Below are 20,096 nucleotides of genomic sequence, written 5' to 3'. Positions count from 1 at the left end.
GCGATCGAGGGGCCGGCGCGCGCCGCGATCCGGGCTCGGCTCTGCATGGTGGGCTGGCCCTGGGGCCAAGCCGACGCGGCGGCTGATGACGCAGTGCAAGCGGCCCTGGCCCGCGTCGGGGCGAAGCGGCCGGACTGGAAACAGGGGCAGCCGGAATACACGCAAGACGGCCATGTCCCGCGGACGCGCGATCGCTGCGCCCGATGCGCCAAGCCGCTTCCTGAGGGGAACTATCGCTATTGCGGCCCGGTCTGCGCGCGTGCGGCAAAAATAGACCAGCATCAAAAAAGGATGTCGGCCGATGAATATGGACAAGACAAAATATATCGTGCCGCCTGGGCTGAAAAGAGGAAACCGCACGCCTGTAAGATGTGCGGAGCAGAATTTAAGCCGAAGCGACTCCGGCAACAGTGTTGCTCGCCTCAATGCGCCGCGAACGCTCGACGACCTGCCGGACGCGGTGTGCGCTTGGTGTGCGAAAGGCTTTGAGCAGAACCGCTCATTTCAAATCTATTGCTGCAAAGCGTGCTGTGTCGCAGCGAACTACGAAGAATTTCAGGGCTGGCGAAAGCACGCCGCCGCCGCGCTCAAATGCGTGGATTGCGGCGCGCCGATCGTCGGAGCGAAGAGACGAGACAAGAAGCTGTGCGCCACCTGCCGCCGCAAGCATCGGCTCGCGAACTGCAAGGTGAACCGCGAGCGGACCAAGGCGGGAACGAACGGCAAGCGGGGGCGGAATCAGTTCTCCGCGTGAGTTATGGCATGAGCTATGTCTCGCCCGCATTTTGCGCCTAAGCGCTTGTTTTTATTGAAGGGCTGGCGGAGACGGAGGGATTCGAACCCTCGATAGGGCTTTACAACCCTATAACGGTTTAGCAAACCGCCGCCTTCAGCCTCTCGGCCACGTCTCCGCAGGCGCTCGATGCGCTGTCGCCGAAGCCTCCGAATCTCGGCGCTCCGGCGAGCGCGAGTTGAGATATGCCAAAGCGGCAAATTATTGGCAAGCGCAGTGTTGCGCGCGATTTATTTATGCACGGCCTTCCGCACTGTTGCGCAATTGACACAGGCTTGGACAAAATCCGCCGATCGGCCCTCCAACGGCCCCGCCTTTGTTGACGACAATCGTAATGATCCGTAGCTATTCACCACAGACGGCGCACCTCTGGTGCGCCGGTTGTCGCGGTCGGCGATCGATCGTTGGGGGTCCTGGGGGCTCCGGCGGCGGCGGATCGAAGACCCATGAAATCTAACTGAGGGCCGTATGATGAAAAAGTCTTTGCTCGCCGCCTCCGCTCTGGCGTTGGCCGTGTCCGCGGGCTCGGCGTTGGCTGCCGACCTGCCTTCCAAGAAGGCCGCTCCCCTGCTGCCGCCCCCGCCGCCGCCGGCCCTGTGGACTGGTTTCTACGTCGGCTTGAACGCGGGCTACACCTGGGATGAGAGCAGCTCGGTGACGGTGGCTTCCGGCTCGCTGGCCCCCTTCAATCCGATCGTCGGCATCGCCGGCTCGGGCGTGCTCGGCACCAGCGTCGACGGCTTCATCGGCGGCGGCCAGATCGGCTACAACTATCAGTTCGCTAACGCCTTCGTCGCCGGCATCGAGGCCGACATCCAGGGCGTCGCCGGCAGCAACAACGGCACGTCCTCGGTCGCGGCTTTCGGCCCGCTGACCTCGACGATCAGCGCTACGAAGTCGATCGACTACCTCGGCACCGTCCGCGGCCGCCTCGGCTATCTCGTCACCCCCTCGCTGCTCATCTACGGCACGGGCGGTCTCGCCTATGGCCAGGCCAATCTGAGCAGCAGCGTCTTCCAGGCTGTCGGCGGTCTCGTCGGCACCTCGTCGAGCGCCTTCTCCGACACCCGCGTGGGCTGGACGGCCGGCGGCGGCGTCGAGTGGCTGTTCCTGCCGAAGTGGAGCGCCAAGGTCGAATATCTCTATTACGATCTCGGCACTGTCTCGACCTCGGGCGTGATCGGCTTCACGGGCATCGCCGCTCCGGTCGCCACCACCGCCACCTCGGCTCGCTTCAACGGCCATGTCGTTCGCGCCGGCGTGAACTACCACTTCAACCTGTTCAGCCCGGCCGCTGCTCCGGTCGTCGCCAAATACTGATTTGGCGGTCGCCCGATAAGGGCGAGCGAATAGAAACGAGGAGCCCGGCCTTGCGCCGGGCTCTTTGCGTTTTCAATGTCTATCGCGGTCGCGATGGGGCCGGTCCGACAGCCGGGGAGAGGGCGCGGCGGCGCGGGCGCCGGCCGGGGCGCGAAGATCAGAGCCTGTCGAGAAAGCTTTCGACACGCTCGAAATAGCGGGTCCAATTCGGCGCCTCGAAGCGGCGCGCGGCGTCGATGGCGGCGAGACGGCGGGGGGAATTCGCCGTCGAGAAATCCTCGATCGCGCGCTTCCAGCCGAGCCCGTCTATGGGCGACAGAAACAGCGCGCGCTCCTGCGCGATCTCGTGAAAAACGGGAATGTCGGAGACGATGGCCGGCGTTCCGAGCGAGAGCGCCTCGACCACCGGGAGGCCATAGCCTTCCGCGAAGCTCGGCATCAGCAGCGCATTGGCGTTGGCGAGCAACCGGCGCAGCGCGGCCGTGGGCAGGTCGCTCGTCCAGCGCACATGGGGACGGAGCGCCTCGCAGCGATTCAGCATGTCGACGATCTGCTGATTCTCCCAGCCGCGTCCGCCGACGAGGACGAGCTTGGGGACAGGCTGCGGGCCAGCGGCCAGGGCGCGCCAGAGATTGAGCAGCATCAGATGATTCTTGCGCGGCTCCAGCGTGGAGACGAGCATGAAATAATCACTGCGCGCGAGCTGTTCGTCGGGCGCATCCGCTGCCTCGCCCTGCGTCGACGGCGCCGGCTCGACGTGAATTGGAATGCGCGCGCCTGTGGCCGCGATTTCGCGCTCGACGCGCTCGGCGACCGCTTCGCTCATCGTCAGCAGCGCATGGGCGTGTCGCAAGATCGTGTCGATGCGCCTGCGAAACAGCGCCTCATAGCCGCGGCGGAAGAATTCCGGCCGATCGAGCGGCAGAAGGTCGTGCACGAAGAAGACGGCGCGCATGTCCGGCCGCCGCTCCAGCCATCGAAACAGCAGCGGGAACTCGCAGGCGTGCTGGGCGATGTTCAAATAGAGCGCGTCCGGCGGCAGCGCGCGCGGCGCGTCATTGGCGAGACGCAGCGGCGCGCGCCAGAGAAATTGGCCGAGAGCGTCGCGCGGCGCAGTGGCGGAGGCGGATGGCGCCGTTTCCTCGCCGAGCAGCCAGCTCCGCAGCCGCGTCCAATCCGCCGAATCGTCCGGCGCGGCGGGCGTGACATCGGCGACGATTCGGGCGAGGCGCGAGGGCGCGAGCACATGCGGGCCGCGCACGCCATAATGCGCGCCGCAGGACAGCCGCGGATGCGCGACGAAATGGCGTGCGAAGGCGAGATCGGTGCGCCCGATGCCGGCTGCGCCCGCCGCTCTTCCGAGGGAGACGAGATGCGTGGCGTCATAGACGATCGGGCGCGTCATTCTCTCATCTCTCTACCAGAGCGCCAGATGGCGCGAATAGAGCGAGAGAGCCGGATGATAATAGGGATCGTCGCGGATGACGCCGCGCCAGCGATCGCGGAAATAGTCGCGCTCCTTGGCGTAGACGCTCATCGGGCGAAGCCGGGCCGAGCCGCGCGACGCTGATTCATAATGCAGCAGCCGCGCGGCCGGCTCGTAGAGCGTGGTCCAGCCGCGTTCGCCGAGGCGCAGGCAGAGATCGGTGTCATTGAACTCGATCGGCAGATTGATCTCGTCGAAGCCGCCGACCGCGTCGAGCTTGCGGCGCTCCACCGCCATGCAGGCGGCGGTGACGGCGGAGCTCTCATGCGCGAGGCCGGCGCGGCCGAGCCATGACGGCGTCTGCGGCGCGACCAGCGCGCCGAAATGGCCGGCGTCCTGGCCGAGCCCTATGGTGACGCCCGCATGCTGGATGCGGCCGTCGGGATAGAGCAGCAGCGCGCCGACGGCTCCCGTCTGCGGCGCCATGGCCCGGCGCGCCAGCGTCTCCAGCCAGTCCGGGCTGACGACCACCGTGTCATTGTTGAGAAAGAGGATCACCTCTCCGCGCGTCGTGCGAACGGCGTCATTGTTGAGGCGCGCGAAATTGAACGGCTCCGGCCGCGACAGCAGGCGCACGCGCGGGTCTTTCTTCGCCTTGTCGAAAAGGGCGAAGGTCTCCGGCTGGCGGCTGCCATTGTCGACGATGACGAGCTCGAAGGACGGATGCGTCGAGAGGCGCAGGACGCTCTCGATGCAAGGGGCGAGGAGATCGGCGCGGTCGCGCGTCAGCACTATGATGGAGACGCTCGGCGCCGGCTCTGCGGATGCGGTCGGCGCGAGGATCGGCGGCTCAGCGTCCTCGTCGCGCGTGAGCAGCCAGCGGCGCAGATGCGCGATCTCCTCACGAGCGAGGCGGAAGGGCGCCGCGCGCATCGCAGCCTCGATCGATTCTGCGGCGAGAGTCGCGGCTGCATAGAAGGCGCAGTGGCCGAAATAGGGGCGCGCCGCCGCCAGCGTCGGGCTCCAATCCGGCGTGAAGCGCGGCCGCAGCCCATGCGCCATGCGCAGCAGCTCGTCGGCATAGATCAGCTTCGTCTGCGGCGCGCGCGCGATCTGCTCGGCAAGAGCGGCGAAGGCGTGATCGGCCAATTCATCGCCCGCGCGCAGATGCGCGACGAAATCCGCCTCCACGAGCAGAGGAACGAGCTCGGCCTCGCTGCGCGCGAGACGCGCGGGCGAGGGATAGGATTGCCGTTCGATCGAGGCGAGAGTGCGCGCCCATTGCTCTTGCGTCGCCTCCGCGCCGGAGAGGAGAATGGCGAAGCGCGGCGCTCCGTCCGGCGCGCTACGCGGCGCATCGAGGCCCGTGGGCTCGAAAGGACGGACGCGGCGCGCCAGCCAATTCTCGAAGGAATCGAGCGGGTCGGAATTGCTGGCCCAATCGATCGCGTTCTCGGCCTCCGCGCGATAGCCGAAGAGCGTGGGCAGGAAATAGGACCAGAGCTTCGCCGGCTTGCGGCGCCAGATGCGGCCGAGCGCCTCGGTCAGGCCGACGGGCCGCAGGCTCTCGATCGCAAAGCCGAAAGCGCCGGGCCGGTTGGTGGGGCTGATGAGAATCTCATATGCGTCGCGGGGCAGGGCGCCGATCCAGACGCCCGCGCCGGCCGCCGGGCCGGGGAGAATGCGATCGATGACGCGATCTTTGGTCACGAAGCGCAGCACCGGCCGCACAGGATCGTCCAGCAGGCTCGTCCGAAAGACGATCTCGACGAAACGACGCGCGCCGAAATCGCCCTCCACGCGCAGCCAGGGCTCCTTCGAGAGGGCGAAGAAGCGGCCATTCTCTATGGCGACGTCCTTTTGCGGAAGGAGCGCGATTGCCTGCTTCGTCAAATGCGACCCATTTCTCGATCTGCGGCTCCCGCCGGCGATCGTCCTCTTGGGCGAGGGGCGCCGGCTTGTCAATGTCGTGGCGAATGGGGCGCCCAGGCGCGATTCACCACGACGGGAGACTATTTCCGGGCGCGCGCGGCTCTATGTCAGCAGGGCGCTCGCCGTCGCGAGCGCGCCATCGAGAGGCCATCCGAACGAGAGACACGCCATGTCGCTGACGACCAGGACGCGCCCGACTCATGCCGCGGATGTTCCGCCGGCGGCCGCAGATTACGGGAAAATGCCGCTGGACGAGGTCCTCACGCGGCTCGGCGTCGATCCCAAGCGCGGGCTTTCGCCGGAGGAGGCGCGCCGAAGGCTGAAAGCCTATGGCCCCAATGCGCTCCCCGAGAAGCGCATTCCCTTGTGGCGCAAGGTCCTCGGCTATTTCGCCGGGCCGATGGCCTATATGATCGAGGCGGCGGCGCTCGTCTCCGCGCTGATAGGCCATTGGAATGATTTCGCCATCATTCTCGCCCTGCTGCTGTTCAATGCGGGCCTCGAGTTCTGGCAGGATCGCAAAGCCTCCAACGCATTGGCGGCGCTGAAGAAAGGCCTCGCGCCCGAGGCCACGGTGCTGCGCGACGGCGATTGGAGCGCCAAGCCCGCGGCCGAGCTGGCGCCGGGCGACATCGTGAAGATCAGGCTCGGCGTGGTCGTTCCCGCCGATCTGCGGCTGGTCGCCGGCGATTACGCCTCGATCGACCAGGCGGCTCTGACCGGCGAATCCCTGCCGGTCGCCAAAAAGGTCGGCGACGTGGCCTATTCCGGCAGCATAGTGAAGCAGGGCGAGATGATCGGCGTCGTCACGGCGACGGGCGGCAACACATTCTTCGGCCGCACGGCGAGCCTCGTCGCCGGCGCCGGCGCGGTGAGCCATGCGCAAAAGGCCATGTTCGAGATCGGCGATTTTCTCATCGTCGTCGCCGTCGCGCTCGCGGTGGTTCTCGTCGCGGTGAAGGTCTATCGCGATCTCGTCGTCGCCGACGACTGGAGCATGGCGGATGCGCTCTCCATCCTGCAATTCGTGCTGGTGCTGATGGTCGCCTCCATTCCTGTGGCCATGCCGGCGGTGTTCTCGGTGACGATGGCGCTCGGCGCGCTCGCGCTTTCCAAGGAGAAGGCGATCGTCTCCAAGCTCGCGGCGATAGAGGAGATGGCGGGCGTCGACATTCTGTGCTCCGACAAGACCGGCACGCTGACCAAGAATCAGCTGACCTTGAGTGAGCCGATCCTCTTCGACTCCAAGGACGCGCAGGATTGCATTCTCGCCGCCGCGCTCGCCTCCAAGCTCGAGGATCGCGACGCCATAGACACCGCCTGCATCGACGCGCTGAAGGACAAGGATGCGCTCAAAGCCTATTCGATGACCAAATTCACGCCCTTCGATCCGGTGAGCAAGCGCACCCAGGCGATGGTCACGGACGCCCAGGGCAAATCGATCATCGTCTCCAAAGGCGCGCCGCAGGCGATCGTCGATCTCGTCCATCCCGACGCCGGCGTGGCGCAGCGCGTGAAGAGCATTGTCGCCGAGCTCGCGGAGAAGGGCTCGCGCTCGCTGGCCGTGGCGCGCTCGGAGGACGATGGCGCGAGCTTCCGGCTGCTCGGCGTGCTGCCCATGTTCGATCCGCCGCGCGCCGATTCCAAGGCGACCATCGCCGCCGCCCGCGCCAAGGGCGTGGTGGTGAAGATGGTGACGGGCGACGACACGGCGATCGCCATAGAGACGGCGCGTCAGCTCGGCCTCGGCGATCACATTGTCGCGGCCGCCGATATCTTCCCGAAAGATCTCGACCCCAATCATCTCTCCGTCGATGTCGTCGACGCGATCGAGCGGGCGGACGGCTTCGCGCGCGTGTTTCCCGAGCATAAATATGCGATCGTCAAGGCGCTGCAGCACCGCGGCCATCTCGTCGCCATGACCGGCGACGGAGTCAATGACGCGCCGGCGCTCAAGCAGGCCGATTGCGGAATCGCCGTCTCCGGCGCCACCGACGCCGCCCGCGGCGCCGCGGCGCTGATTCTCACCGCGCCGGGCCTCTCGGTGATCTCCAGCGCCATAGACGAGGCGCGGCGCATCTTCGGGCGCATCGAATCCTACACCACCTATCGCGTGGCGCTGACGATCGACATCATGTTCGTCGTCGTGCTGTCGAGCGTGTTCCTCGGCTTCACGCCGCTCACCGCGGCGATGATCGTCGTCATGTCGCTGCTCGACGACGCGCCGATCATGACCATCGCCTATGACAACACGCCGGTGGAGCCGCGGCCGATACGCTGGCGCATGCCGCGGCTGCTGGCGATCGCGACCATGCTCGGCCTCGTCTGCGTCATCGAATCCTTCGGGCTGCTGCTCATCGGCGTTCGCGCTCTCGCGCACGAGCCGCTGAAAGAGGCCATGCAGCTGTTCACGCCGCAGCAATTGCAGACGATGATGTTCCTGCAGCTGGTCGTCGGCGGCCATCTGCTGCTGCTGGTCGCGCGCACGCGGCGCTGGTTCTTCATGCCGCCGTTTCCGGCGTGGAAGCTGCTGCTGGCGATCGTCGCGACGCAGATTCTCGCCGCCGCAATGTGCTATTTCGGCTGGCTCGTGCCGCCGATCTCGCTGCGGCTCATCGGCATCGTCTGGGCCTATTGCATCGCCTTCATGTTCATCCTCGGCTTGGTGCGCAAGATCGTGGCGCGCGTCGTGGACCATCGCATGAGGCGTCAGGAGAAGAGCGTCGCCACCGTGGAGCGGCCGCTCGCCGGCGGGCTCGTGCTGGCGACGCAAAAGTCCAATTGAAGGGGAAGAGCCGATGGATTGGCGTGAGAAATATGCGGTCGGGCCGGGCGGAAAGCTCCGCCTCTCCGATTACGACCCCTCGGACACGGGCAAGCACAAGTCCCATGAGGAGGCGCTGCCCAAGATCAAGGACCATGTCGAGCGTATGGCCAAGCTGCAATATCTGCTCTACGCCGACGGCTCACAGGCGCTGCTCATCGTGCTGCAGGGGCTCGACGCCGCCGGCAAGGACGGCACCATCCGTCACTTGTTCTCCGGCATGAATCCGCAGGGCGTCTCCGTCGCCTGCTTCAAGCAGCCGACGCCGATCGAGCATGAGCATGATTTTCTCTGGCGCATCCATGCCCATGCGCCGTCCAAGGGCGACGTCGTCATCTTCAACCGCTCGCATTACGAGGATGTTCTCGTCGTGCGCGTGCATAAGCTCGTGCCGCGGGACGTGTGGTCGAAACGCTATGACGAGATCAACGAATTCGAGCATCTGCTGACGCGCGACGGCAATGTGAAGATTTTGAAATTCTATCTCCACATCAGCCCGGAGGAGCAGCTCGCGCGCTTCAAGCAGAGGCTCGACGATCCCGCGCGCAATTGGAAGATCAGCGAGAGCGACTACACGGAGCGCGAATATTGGCCGCAATATGTGGAGGCCTATGAGGAAGCGCTGTCACGCACCAGCACGAAGCAGGCGCCCTGGTTCGTGGTTCCGTCGAATCACAAATGGTTTCGCGATCTCGTGATCTCGCGCATCGTCGTCGACACGCTGGACGAGATGGGGCTGAAGCTGCCGCCGACGCGCGTCGATCTGGCGCAGATCACGAAGAAATATCACGCGGCCGTGGCCGACGCGAAAAACGGAAGCTTCGGGAAGGGGAAGTAGGCGGAGGCGGTCGCGCCTCAGTCGGCCTTGCGTTGCGTGGCGCCGTCGCTCTCGTCGCGGCGGCGGAAGCGCAGCACCGCGCCGGGGGCGCGATTGCGGGCGCTGATGCGGCTGCGGCCGGTGCCGGTGAGCACATAGCGGCCGCGGCTGTCGTCCCACCGCATGAGATCGGCCGCTATGGCGCGCTGGCGCAGCGCCATGGTCATGGGATCCTGCACATGCGGCGGCGCAATGTCGCCATGCGCATCGACCTTCTTCAAGGCCTCGATCAGCGTGGTTTCTTGAGCGTCCGTCATCGCTCTCCGTATATGACGCCGATCGGCCCGAGGAGCAAGGATTTTGAGCGAATGGCGTAGCCGAAGGTTAGCGCCGTCTTGCCGAAAGACGGCGCTCGCAACTGGTCAGCGAGCGGCCTCGGGGAGGCGACGCTTCCACCTTTCGCCGGCGCGCAGCTCTTTGTCGAGGACCCAGCGCAGCTGAATGGGGCGGCGGACGCGGCGGCCTTTCGGCTCGCTCTCCACAGCGGCGACCGGGATGGCGATCGGCGCCGGCCGCGGCGCGACAATGGCCGCCGGAGCGGGCGTGGGCGCGCGCCGCGGCGTGGGCGCCGGAGCCGCTTCCGCCGTCTTGCGCGGACGGCCAGGGCGTGCGCGCGCCGGCGCCGGCGTCGTAGCTTCGATCTCGGCCTCGATCTTGGGCTCGACCGCTTTCTTCACGCCGCGCGGACGGCCGGGACCGCGGCGAACCGGCTCCTCCGGCTCGGGCTGCGGCGCGACGATTTCTATGAGGCTCGGAAGCACGCGGCCGGTCGTCGTCGCGCCGGGCGCGGCCTCCGCCGTCGTCGCGGGCTCGGCCTTTTTGCCGAAGACGAGATCGGCCGCCTTCATCGCGGCTTCATAGCTGTCGTCGTGATGAACCTCGCGCTCCACGACTCGCGGCGCGAAGGTCGAAAGATCGAGAAAAGCGGGCTTGGACTCGGGCGTCGCCTCATCGAGCGGGCCGAGACGTCCCGCCGCCGCCTTGGCGGAGCGAGATTTGAATTCCTTGACGAAAGGGCGGACGATGCGGCGCATGGGTCTCCGGCGGCGATGGGGGGCAAAACAGCTTCCGCCGGACGATATTCGTCCGAATCGGTCGGCCGGCTCCGAGCTTTCCCAGGATGAACGGAAATTCCGAACGCTGGTAGAGTGGGCGAATACTTAGCCGATGTCGAGAGAAAATGCTCGTGCGGTAACAATTTTGTTACTCTGCCGCACGCGCCGATAGAAGCCGCCCGGCAAATCTCTACTTTATCGTGCGAATCACTTCGCGCTGCGGCGCCGCGCCCACCTCCCGCCGCAGCGCGGCCTGACGTCGGCGACCGAATGCAGGATTGAACTCGCCGCCAGCGCCGCTAATTGCATCGCGATACGTATGAAAACGGGAGCCGTATCATGGAGTCCTGCGAACAGCCGCTGGCGTCGATGACATTCTGCGAGGCGGTGAGCTGCGTATGGGCGAAGGGCGAGACCGCGCTCAACTCGGTGCTGCAGACGCCCGCGACCGCGAGCATAGGCGACTGGGCGCTGACGCTGCTCGTCGGGCTCGTCCTGCTCAATCTCGTCATTATGCTGTTCCGCGCGGCTTTTCCCCGCCGCCGCTTCGACGAGCGCGTCCCGACCTCCAGGGCGTGATGATCTAGCGGGCCTGAGTGACGGTCGGTCGAGTTCCGATCACATGACGCGTTTCTGTGGAACGCGTCATGTGATCCCCGCTACGTGAAAATGGCAATCATGTCTCAGAGCTGATAGGAGGTGATGGGTAGATTCTTTCCCAAGCGGGCTCAGAGATGTCAGCAAACACATCAAAAATAATAAATTTGTATAAAAACTTACTCGGCAGATTGCCGGAACCGGAAGCTCAGAGCAACTGCGAGGCGTTTTTAGATTCTGGGGGAGACATAAATTATCTAACGGAGCAGATTATTGGATCTACTGAATATGCTGCGCTTGGAAAGGGCAAGCGGTACAATCTAAAAGATCCGCGGCCTAGCCTGTCTATGTTAGAGTCAGACGGATATAATTATAGATGTGAATGGATTGAAAATTCCATCACATTGCATTGTGATGGAAACATAAGCTGTGGTTTAGATGATCCGCATGGCCAGAGGAGTTTTGGAAATATTCATTTAGACAATATTAGAACAATATACAAGAGATCAGAATTTTCTGAGATGCGGAATAATTTGTGGAATGGGCATCGGTGTCGGGATTGTGGTCACTATCGTAGAGTGAGCGCGGCCGATTCTCCGCCTGCAGCGAGAGCACATTACCCATCTTCAATTGTTGTTGAAGCGTTTGTAAAATGTAATATACAATGTCTAAATCCGGCCTGTGGCCCTAATAATAATTCTTTCGAAAAGACAAGAGACGAAAACGTTTTGGATTTCGAGGCATTCAAGCGTGTCGTCGATGAATTGAAGAATCATTTAAATGTCGTTCATATGTATAATTATGGGGAAACATTTATGCATCGTCAAGCGGAGGATATGATTGGATATGTTAGGGATAATTGTCCAAATGCTATGATTGTTGCCGGAACAAATGGGATACCGCTATCTCTTAAATCGAGAGCAGTTAATACTGTAGGTGCGCAACCGGACAGAATAATATTCACTATCAGTGGCGTTACGCAGAGTTCGTATGAGAAATACCATGTCGGAGGGAAAGTAAGTCAAGCGCTCAATGGGCTACGTAATATATGTGAGTCAAAGCGAAATATGCAATTATCAAGGCCGGAGGTCGTCTGGAGATATTTGGTATTTTATTGGAATGATTCGGATGAGGAAATAGACGCAGCATTAAAATTAGCAGAGGACTATGGCGTTGATCAGTTTCGCCTTTTCCTTACCGATACGCCGCCGGGGGCGCGTTCCATAAAATTTGCACCTGGTAGTCCAGCCTTTCTCAAATACAGGAATTATCTGCATTTTGATCATCTTGGCCGCCTCGATCACATGCATAATTGCGAAGTGCCGGATCAAAGCGGTCTGTTCACGACCGTCGCCGACCCGGCGTTGGGGCGTGCCCGGCCGGCCGGGTCGACAGCGACGGTCGCATGTAAAATCGAGAACGGCCTGCTGAGTGTGACCTTGGCTGGAGCCAGAGACGAACAGATCGTGTCGTTGAAAGCGGCGTGGCGCGTCTATAAGGCGACGCTATCCAGAAAAGTATGGACGCAGTTCCAGCTGGAGGTCCCGGTTGAGTTTCAAGGCGAGACGGTCTCGACCCTCGAGGTATCGACCGAAGATTTCGTGTTTCAAACGGAATTCGACGACAGCTTCCGTTGCCTTGGCTTTTTTGTGCAAGTGGACGAATCGATTCGAGGTCCGAATCGTTCCGCCCCGCGTTGAGTATGGAATCTCGCATCAGCGGAGGTTGCTACAGTTCCCAGGTCTCCGGGAAGGACCAATCGAAAGGTTTCGACGTGCCGTAAGGCATGGGGGACTTGGTGGAGCTGCGGGGAATCGAACCCCGGACCTCTGCAGTGCGATTGCAGCGCTCTCCCATCTGAGCTACAGCCCCGTTCCGAGGCGCTGATTACTCGGCGCCTATCCGGCTGTCAATCCGCTCCGCGTCGAAATCGTTCCCCGTCCCGAAATGACCCGTTCCCACGGCCGAGCCGGAGCCTTTCGCATTCGGCGCGTGGCGCCCGTCCGCGCGGGGATTGCGGCGGCGGAGCAGGAAGGATAGAGAATTCTCACGAATTCGACCGTTGGAAAGCGCAACGATGCAATATGCCGTGGCCAATCTCATCTTCACGATCATCGACCTCTATTGGTGGGTCGTCATCGCAATGGCGGTCATGTCCTGGCTCGTCGCCTTCGATGTGGTGAACACCAGATCGCGCGTCGTCTACTCGCTGTGGAATGCGCTGAACGCGCTGACCGAGCCGGTGCTGCGGCCGATTCGCAGCGTCGTGCCGAGCCTCGGCGGAATGGACATCTCGCCCATCATCCTGCTGCTCGCGCTGCAATTTCTGCGCAATCTCGTCGCCGGCCAGCTCGGCGGCCTAGGCTGACATGACAGAGGCCGCGGCCTGGAGCGCGGAGGGCGACGGCGTCGCTCTGTGGGTTCGGCTGACGCCCAAGGGCGGCCGCGACGCCGTGGAAGGCGTCGAGCGTCTGGCCGATGGTCGGGCGGTGCTCAAGGCCAGGGTGCGGGCGGCGCCGGAGGATGGGCGCGCCAATGACGCGCTGGTCGAATTGGTGGCCGAGACGATCGGCGCGCCGCGCAGAACCGTGTCGATCGCCTCCGGTCACACGGCGCGGCTGAAAAAGCTCTTCATCGCGGGCGATCCCGCACGGCTCCTCGCAGCGCTGGAGAAGACCGGCGCGACAAGAAATGGTTGAGGCATGAGCAAGTCGAAGGTCGGAAATTTTTTCGAGGATTTCTCGCTGGGTCAGGTGATCCGCCACGCCGCGCCGCGCACGGTGACGGCGGGCGACGTCGCGCTCTACACGGCGCTCTATCTGCCGCGCTTCGCCGTCCAATCCTCGGCGGCTTTCGCTCAGGCGATCGGCTATAGGGAAGCGCCGATCGACGATATTCTGGTTTTCCATTTCGTGCTCGGCAAGACCGTGCCGGACGTCTCGCTCAACGCCATCGCCAATCTCGGCTATGCGGATTTCAAATTTCTGGCGCCCGTCTATCCGGGCGACACGCTGACGGCGACCTCCGAGGTCATCGGCCTCAAGGAGAACTCCAATAAGGAGACCGGCGTCGTCTATGTGCGCTCCACCGGCAAGAATCAGCGCGGCGAGACGGTGCTCGACTACGCCCGCTGGGTGATGGTGAAGAAGCGCGACAAGGACGCCCCGGTCGGGCCGGAGGTCGTGCCGACGCTGCCCAAATCCGTCGCTCCCGCCGATCTCGGCAAGGCCGTGCCGGCGATAAACGTCGCCGCCTATGACAAGGATTTGGCCGGCTCGCCCTATTTCTGGGGCGATTACGAAGTGGGCGAGAAGATCGACCATATCGACGGAATGACCGTGGAGGAGGCCGAGCATCAGATCGCGACGCGCCTCTACCAGAACAATTCCAAGGTCCATTTCAACCAATATTACGAGGCGCAAGGCCGGTTCGGAAAGCGCATCATCTATGGCGGGCATGTGATCTCGCTCGCCCGCGCGCTCTCTTTCAACGGTCTCGAGAACGCTTTCCACATCGCCGCGGTGAATGGCGGCCGCCACGTCAATCCGCTGTTTGCCGGCGGCACTGTCTTCGCCTGGTCGGAAGTGCTGGACAAGGCCGAGATTCCCGGCCGTTCCGACATTGGCGCGCTGCGCCTGCGGCTCGTCGCCACCAAGGATCATCCGCCGGCGGATTTCCCGCTGACCACTGCCGAGGGCAAGCCGCATCCGGCCGTTCTGCTCGATCTCGACTATTGGGCGGTTCTGCCGCGCTGACGAAAAGGGGTGGCGGCCGGAGAACCGGCCGCCGTTTTGTCTCTCCCCTGGGAGCGCAGTGGAGAGGCGTCGCTCAATGGAGCGTCTTCAGCCATTCATCCACGTCTTTTTGAACGGCTTCCTTGCTTTTCCCGTAGCGTTTCTGCAATTCGCCTTCGAATTGGTCGCGCTTGCCCTGGATTCTGGTCAGATCGTCATCGGTCAAGTCGCCCCATTTCTCTTTGATCTTGCCCGTCGCCTGCTTCCAATTGCCTTGGATCTGGTTCCATTCCATCTTTATTCTCCTCTGCTGGGGCGCGTCTATTTGCGAGCGCCGCAGGATCGGATGACAATTCTTGTCGATGGAGATGGTTCCATCGCTCTTCGCTCCGCTGGAGCGCGGCGCTATTTGTTCGATATCGTGAAATGAAAGGTCGTCACATGATTGCGAAAGCCTGGATTGCGCTCGCGCTGGCGCTGTGTCTCGCTGGCTCCTCGAGCCTCGCCGCGCCGCCTGCGGCGCAGAAGAAGGAGAGCGAGGAGGCTTCGGACCCGTCGCAAGGCCTTCCGACCGAGGTCACGACCACACATTCCATGTCGATTCGCGGCGAGAAGCTGGCCTTCCTCGCCCGCGCCGGCGCGGTGCGGCTGCGCGACGCCCAGAGCGGCGCGCCGCGTGTCGATGTGGCCTTCGTGTCCTACGAGCGCTCCGACGTCGATGCGACGGCGCGGCCCATCGCCTTCGTCTTCAATGGCGGGCCGGGCGCGGCGTCGGCCTGGCTCGGCCTCGGTGGACTCTCGCCCTGGCGACTGTCGCTCGGCGCAGGGCCGCTGTCGCCTTCCGCGCCGCCCGTCGTCGTGGACAATGCCGAGAGCTGGCTGCCCTTCGTCGATCTCGTCTTCATCGACCCGCCGGGCACGGGCTACAGCAAATTCCTCACCGATAATGAGGAGACGCGAAAGCACTTCTTCTCGGCGCAAGGCGATGCGGAAGCGCTCGCCGTCGTGGTGCGCAAATGGCTGGCGACGCATCGGCGCATCGCTTCGCCGAAGTTTCTGGTCGGCGAGAGCTATGGCGGCTTTCGCGCCGTCGAGCTCGCCCATGCGCTGCGCGAGCGCGAGAGCATAGGCGTCGAAGGCCTTGTGCTGATCTCGCCGGCGCTGGATTTCGCCTGGCTGGACAGCCCGCGCAATCTCCTGTCGCTGGCGGGCCGCCTGCCGTCCTATGCGGCGGTGGCGCGCGACGCCAAGCAGCGCGCCGAGCTGGCCGATGTCGAGGCCTACGCCTCGGGCGAGTTTCTCGTCGATCTGCTCAAAGGCCCGCGCGACAAGGAGGCGCTGGAGCGTCTCGACGCCAATGTCGCGCGCTTCACCGGGCTCGAATCCCGCATCGTGACGGAGGAAGGCGGCCGCGTCTCGCTGAAGACTTTTTTGCGCGATCGTCTGCGCGCCTCGCATCTCGTCTCCAGCGCCTATGACGGCGAGATCACGGGCTTCGATCCGCGGCCCTTCTCGCGCGAGAGCGATTGGTCCGATCCTGTGCTCGACGCGCTCGCCGCGCCGCTCGGCGCCGCCATGACGCGCGTCACGATCGAGAAGCTGCAATGGCCGATCGGCGACGCGCGCTATGAGATTCTCAATCACAAGGTTGCACGCGACTGGGACTTCGGCCGCGGCGGCCGCGCCAATGCGGAGGCGGTCTCGACGCTGCGCGACGAGCTCGCTCTCGACGCGCGCCTCAAGGTGCTCGTCGCCCATGGGCTCGCCGATCTGGTGACGCCTTATTATGCGAGCAAGCTGATCCTCGATCAGCTGCCCGCCTTCGGCGAGCCGCCGCGCGTGCGGCTCGTGACGACGCCCGGCGGCCACATGTCCTATATCCGCGACGATTCCCGCCGGGTGCTGCGCGACGAGGCGCGCAAGACGATCGAAGGAAAATAAGCGTTTTCCGAGCTGGAAGGGCGGCGCCGCGTCGCCGCCCGCGCGTGCGACAATAGGTTCGCCGCGCGCGCAATCGACGTGAGACGAGCGAGATAAGCTCACCCAATTCCAAAATGGAAATATTCCAATCAGCTGCTTTCAGACAATGTTCGAAAGGAGACAGACGCCTTTGTTGTAAGCATTCCAAGAATAGCGTTCTTGCAACATTTCCAGTCTGCGTATCCTTCGATTGACCCTGCCCCTAGCTGAAAATACTCATAGTGGAAGACCTTACCGGCTTTGCCGGATTTGATTCCACGGGGGCAGGACAGAATGAACAACATCAAAGCGCCGTTTTCGCTGCGCAGCCTTCGGCGCGGGGCGTCCGCGTCGGTCGCGCGCGTCGACGGCCCGTCCGTGAAAGTATTGGGGGCGGCGGCGCTTCTGGCCGCCGGAGTCGGCGTCGCGACGGCGCAGGAAGCCTCGCAGCCTCTCCCGGCGGTGCGCGTCGACGCGCCGAAGGAGAAGCCCAAGCCCGTCGTCCATGCCGCGCCCACCGCGCATCACGCCGCCAAGCCGCGCCGCGCCGCGCATGCGCCGTCGCAGCAGCCCGCCGCCCCGCAGCAGGGCGCGCAAGGCGCCCAGAGCGCGCAGGCGGGGGCAGGGGGCGGCGCCGCGCCGGCCGACGCCAATCCTTACGCCGATCCCAAGGCGCCCTATAAGGCGGATCGCCTGTCCTCCAACAAATTCACCCAGCCGCTGCTCAACACGCCGCGCACCGTGACCGTCCTCACCAAGGAAGTGCTCGACGATAAGAACGCCTTCACGCTGAAGGAGATCGCCCGCAGCACGGCCGGCGTCACGCTCGGCTCGGGCGAGGGCGGCAACGCCTTCGGCGATCGCTTCTTCATCCGCGGCTTCGACGCCCGCAACGATATTTTCGTCGATGGCGTGCGCGATCCGGGCGTCAGCTTGCGCGAGAATTTCTACACGGAACAGGTGGAAATTCTGCGTGGTCCGGGCTCCAGCTTCGCCGGCCGCGGCACCGCCGGCGGCGCGCTGAACGTCGTCACCAAGACGGCCAAGGACCGAGACTTCACCGATATGCAGTTCTCCGGCGGCCCGTCGGACAATTCCAAGCGCATCACCGTCGATGTGAACAAGGCGATCAGCCCGATTCTCGCCGTGCGCCTCAACGGCCTGTTCCAGGACGCCAATGTCGCGGGACGCAATTATGTCACCGATGACCGCAATGGCGTCTCCGGCTCCGTCGTCTTCAAGCCGATCGACAATTTCACGCTCACGGCGAACTACACCCATAGCTATCAGAACGGCCTGCCGGACTTCGGCATTCCCTATAATCGCATCACCAACAGGCCTTATGCGGAAGGCGTCACCTCGCGCAGCACATGGTATGGGCTGCTCAATCGCGACTACCAGAAATATCGGCAGGATTTCGGCACCTTCACCGGCGAGTATCGCGTCGATGACGATCTGAAGATCACCAGCCGGCTGCGGCAGGAGCGCTCCGTCATCGATTACATCGGCACGCTGACGCAGAGCGCCAGCTGGGCCGCTGGAACCGTGAACATCGGCGCGCAGAGCCGCTATCAGGTGACCAATGTTCTCGCGAGCCAGACCGACATCAATTACAAATTCGCCACCGGCCCGGTGAAGCACGAAGTGGTGCTCGGGGCGGAATACAGCCGCGAAGGCGTGACGAGAACCAATTACACCAATCTCTCGTCGGAGCTGAACGGCGGCTCCACCGGCTCCGCGCTGGTCTGCAATCTCTATCTGCCGTGCAATTCGCTTCCCTTCCTCAACACGCCGACGCTCAATCAGAATGTGACGCGCGTCGCCGTCGACACCAAGGCCGGCTATCTCATCGAGACGGCCAATTACGAGGATATCGTCATCGCCAACGCCGGCGTGCGCTTCGACGATTACACGATCACCAATCGCAACGAGTCCTACTCGACCTTCGCGGCCAATCACTCGGCGCTGGTGAATTACAATTTCGGCTTGGTGCTGAAGCCGCTGCCGGAAGTGAGCCTCTATGCGGCCTATGCGACCTCCGCCAATCCTGTCGGCGCCGAGCTCGACGGCGGCGCGGCCAATTACGGCGGTCTCACCACGGCGGTGCAGATTTTCCCGCCGCAGCGCAATTACGCCAAGGAAATCGGCGTGAAATGGGAGCTGTTCGATCGCCATCTCCTCGCGACCGCGGCGTTGTTCCGCACCGATGTGAATGGCGCGCGCGAGGTCAACGGCTCGGTGACGACGGGCAACGCCGCCTATTACGTGCAAGGCGCGGATATAGAGATCGCCGGCAATATCACCGACAAATGGAGCGTGACCGGCGGCGTCGTCATCATGGAGTCGAAGGTCACGCAATCGCAGATCGTCACCAATGTCGGCCTGCCGCTCGCCAATATCGCGCATGAATCCTTCAGCCTGCTGAGCAAATACGAGTTCGGCGATCTCTTCGGCCTCGATGCGGATCGGCTGGAGTTCGGCGGACAGGCGATCTATCGCTCGAAAATCTACGGCGGCAACAATATCATCGCCAATGGCGCGACGGCGGTGAATGGAACGCTCGGATGGCCGGCGCCGACTGCGGCCAATCCCTTCGTGAATGTGCCGACCGTGCTGCCCTCCTATTGGCGTTTCGACGCCTTCCTCGAGGGCAAGGTCACGGAGAACATCACGCTCAAGGTCTCGGTCATGAATCTCTTCGACCGCACCTATTATGACGCCTTCTATCAGACGGCGACGCCCTTCACGCAGGTGGCGCCCGGGCGCACCGTGCTGTTCGAGGCGCGCGCCAAATTCTAAAGGACACATTGTCGCAGGCGCCGGCTCCCTTGGAAAAGTTTCAAACAAGGAGCCGGCGCCTTTTCATTGCGCCGCAAAAAATGGAATGTGCGGATATGCTGATCTGCGTGCCGGACGTTCTGAGCAAGGAGACGGTCGCTCAATTCCGCAGCGTCATGGACGCCGCGGAATGGGAGGACGGCGCTTCCACCGCCGGCGCCCAGCCGCCCTCGGTGAAGAGCAACGAGCAGCTGCCGCCCAATGGCGAATTGTCGCGGCGCCTCGGCGAGCGCCTTCTGCAGGCGATCGTCTCGCATCCGGGCTTTGTCGCCGCGGCGATTCCGCTGCGCATCTATCCGCCCATGTTCAATCGCTATCGCGTCGGCCATCGCTTCGGCGTGCATGTGGACAATGCCGTGCGCGGCGATCCGCTGACCGGCTTGCGCATTCGCGCCGATCTCGCCGTCACTGTCTTTCTGTCCGAGCCGGAGGAGTATGACGGCGGCGAGCTCGTCGTCGACGACGCCTACGACTCTCATCAGGTGAAGCTTCCGGCGGGCGCGCTCGCCGTCTATCCGGCGAGCGATCTGCACATGGTCGCGCCGGTCACGCGCGGCGCGCGCGTCGCCTCCTTCTTCTGGGCGCAGAGCATGATCCGCCAGGAGAGCGTGCGTGACGTGATCTATGATCTCGACACGGCGATCCAGCAGCTCGCTCCGCGGCTCGGCGGAGACGACGAGGATGTGATGAAGCTCGGCGGCGTGTATCACAATCTCATACGCCATTGGAGCGAGGTATGAG

The 20,096-nt window shown here is 63.6% G+C and carries 17 protein-coding genes and 2 tRNA genes; 12 read left to right on the top strand and 7 right to left on the bottom strand.

The window, feature by feature from the left end:
- Positions 1-301 precede the first annotated feature (301 nt).
- On the top strand, positions 302-754 hold the full coding sequence (locus ACT53T_RS08970; RefSeq protein ID WP_476160943.1) for a hypothetical protein: 453 nt from the start codon (positions 302-304) through the stop codon (positions 752-754).
- Between the two features lie 63 nt (positions 755-817).
- Here the strand turns inward: ACT53T_RS08970 and ACT53T_RS08965 are convergent.
- A tRNA-Ser gene (locus tag ACT53T_RS08965) sits at positions 818-911 on the bottom strand.
- Between the two features lie 353 nt (positions 912-1,264).
- Between ACT53T_RS08965 and ACT53T_RS08960 the strand changes: the two genes are divergently transcribed.
- Positions 1,265-2,113 carry an outer membrane protein gene (locus ACT53T_RS08960; protein ID WP_400770288.1) on the top strand — a complete coding sequence of 283 codons (849 nt, stop codon included), beginning with the start codon at positions 1,265-1,267 and terminating at the stop codon, positions 2,111-2,113.
- 157 nt (positions 2,114-2,270) lie between these two features.
- Here ACT53T_RS08960 and ACT53T_RS08955 read toward each other — a convergent pair whose 3' ends face one another.
- Positions 2,271-3,518 (bottom strand): glycosyltransferase family 4 protein, encoded by a 1,248-nt coding sequence (locus tag ACT53T_RS08955; RefSeq protein WP_476160942.1) that lies wholly within the window; start codon positions 3,516-3,518, stop codon positions 2,271-2,273.
- 12 nt (positions 3,519-3,530) lie between these two features.
- Positions 3,531-5,432, bottom strand: a complete 1,902-nt coding sequence (locus ACT53T_RS08950) for a glycosyltransferase family 2 protein (RefSeq protein ID WP_476160941.1) — start codon at positions 5,430-5,432, stop codon at positions 3,531-3,533.
- Positions 5,433-5,640: 208 nt separating this feature from the next.
- On the opposite strand from ACT53T_RS08950, the gene ACT53T_RS08945 reads away from it, so the two are divergent.
- Together ACT53T_RS08945 and ACT53T_RS08940 are read left to right on the top strand one after the other, a co-directional pair.
- Positions 5,641-8,256 (top strand): plasma-membrane proton-efflux P-type ATPase, encoded by a 2,616-nt coding sequence (locus ACT53T_RS08945; protein WP_476160940.1) that lies wholly within the window; start codon positions 5,641-5,643, stop codon positions 8,254-8,256.
- Between the two features lie 13 nt (positions 8,257-8,269).
- Positions 8,270-9,133: a polyphosphate kinase 2 family protein gene (locus tag ACT53T_RS08940; RefSeq protein WP_476160939.1), complete on the top strand. Its 864-nt coding sequence runs from the start codon at positions 8,270-8,272 to the stop codon at positions 9,131-9,133.
- A gap of 17 nt (positions 9,134-9,150) precedes the next feature.
- Here the strand turns inward: ACT53T_RS08940 and ACT53T_RS08935 are convergent, their stop codons facing one another.
- Positions 9,151-9,429, bottom strand: coding sequence for a hypothetical protein (locus ACT53T_RS08935; protein ID WP_018265883.1), 279 nt, complete (start codon positions 9,427-9,429; stop codon positions 9,151-9,153).
- Positions 9,430-9,534: 105 nt separating this feature from the next.
- Complete coding sequence (locus ACT53T_RS08930) at positions 9,535-10,206, bottom strand: hypothetical protein (RefSeq protein ID WP_476160938.1); 672 nt, start codon at positions 10,204-10,206, stop codon at positions 9,535-9,537.
- 360 nt (positions 10,207-10,566) lie between these two features.
- Between ACT53T_RS08930 and ACT53T_RS08925 the strand changes: the two genes are divergently transcribed.
- On the top strand, positions 10,567-10,806 hold the full coding sequence (locus ACT53T_RS08925; protein ID WP_018265882.1) for a hypothetical protein: 240 nt from the start codon (positions 10,567-10,569) through the stop codon (positions 10,804-10,806).
- Positions 10,807-11,552: 746 nt separating this feature from the next.
- The gene (locus ACT53T_RS08920; protein ID WP_476160937.1) at positions 11,553-12,524 is read left to right on the top strand and encodes a hypothetical protein; all 972 of its coding nucleotides are present in this window, start codon (positions 11,553-11,555) and stop codon (positions 12,522-12,524) included.
- A 96-nt stretch (positions 12,525-12,620) separates the two neighbouring features.
- On the opposite strand, the gene ACT53T_RS08915 is transcribed toward ACT53T_RS08920, so the two are convergent.
- Positions 12,621-12,696, bottom strand: a tRNA-Ala gene (locus tag ACT53T_RS08915).
- Positions 12,697-12,901: 205 nt separating this feature from the next.
- On the opposite strand from ACT53T_RS08915, the gene ACT53T_RS08910 reads away from it, so the two are divergent.
- From ACT53T_RS08910 to ACT53T_RS08900, 3 genes are read left to right on the top strand one after another with little or no spacing between them, the layout of a single operon-like run.
- A complete protein-coding gene (locus ACT53T_RS08910; RefSeq protein WP_018265880.1) occupies positions 12,902-13,192 on the top strand; it encodes a YggT family protein in 291 nt (96 codons plus the stop codon).
- A gap of 1 nt (position 13,193) precedes the next feature.
- Positions 13,194-13,523, top strand: coding sequence for a DUF167 family protein (locus tag ACT53T_RS08905; protein WP_018265879.1), 330 nt, complete (start codon positions 13,194-13,196; stop codon positions 13,521-13,523).
- Between the two features lie 3 nt (positions 13,524-13,526).
- A complete protein-coding gene (locus ACT53T_RS08900) occupies positions 13,527-14,579 on the top strand; it encodes a MaoC family dehydratase (RefSeq protein ID WP_018265878.1) in 1,053 nt (350 codons plus the stop codon).
- Between the two features lie 73 nt (positions 14,580-14,652).
- Here the strand turns inward: ACT53T_RS08900 and ACT53T_RS08895 are convergent, their stop codons facing one another.
- On the bottom strand, positions 14,653-14,853 hold the full coding sequence (locus tag ACT53T_RS08895) for a CsbD family protein (protein ID WP_024879662.1): 201 nt from the start codon (positions 14,851-14,853) through the stop codon (positions 14,653-14,655).
- Between the two features lie 146 nt (positions 14,854-14,999).
- Here ACT53T_RS08895 and ACT53T_RS08890 point away from each other — a divergent pair, with 146 nt between their 5' ends.
- From ACT53T_RS08890 to ACT53T_RS08880, 3 genes are all read left to right on the top strand, one after another.
- Positions 15,000-16,499, top strand: coding sequence for a S10 family peptidase (locus tag ACT53T_RS08890; RefSeq protein ID WP_476160936.1), 1,500 nt, complete (start codon positions 15,000-15,002; stop codon positions 16,497-16,499).
- 312 nt (positions 16,500-16,811) lie between these two features.
- Complete coding sequence (locus ACT53T_RS08885; RefSeq protein WP_476160935.1) at positions 16,812-19,316, top strand: TonB-dependent receptor; 2,505 nt, start codon at positions 16,812-16,814, stop codon at positions 19,314-19,316.
- A gap of 95 nt (positions 19,317-19,411) precedes the next feature.
- Positions 19,412-20,095: a Fe2+-dependent dioxygenase gene (locus ACT53T_RS08880; protein WP_018265873.1), complete on the top strand. Its 684-nt coding sequence runs from the start codon at positions 19,412-19,414 to the stop codon at positions 20,093-20,095.
- The last annotated feature ends 1 nt before the right edge of the window (position 20,096 follow it).

It is taken from the genome of Methylosinus sp. DMC45 (genome assembly GCF_056313885.1).
Note: the sequence above shows the minus strand (reverse complement) of the source record. Positions and strands in the feature narration are given on the sequence as shown.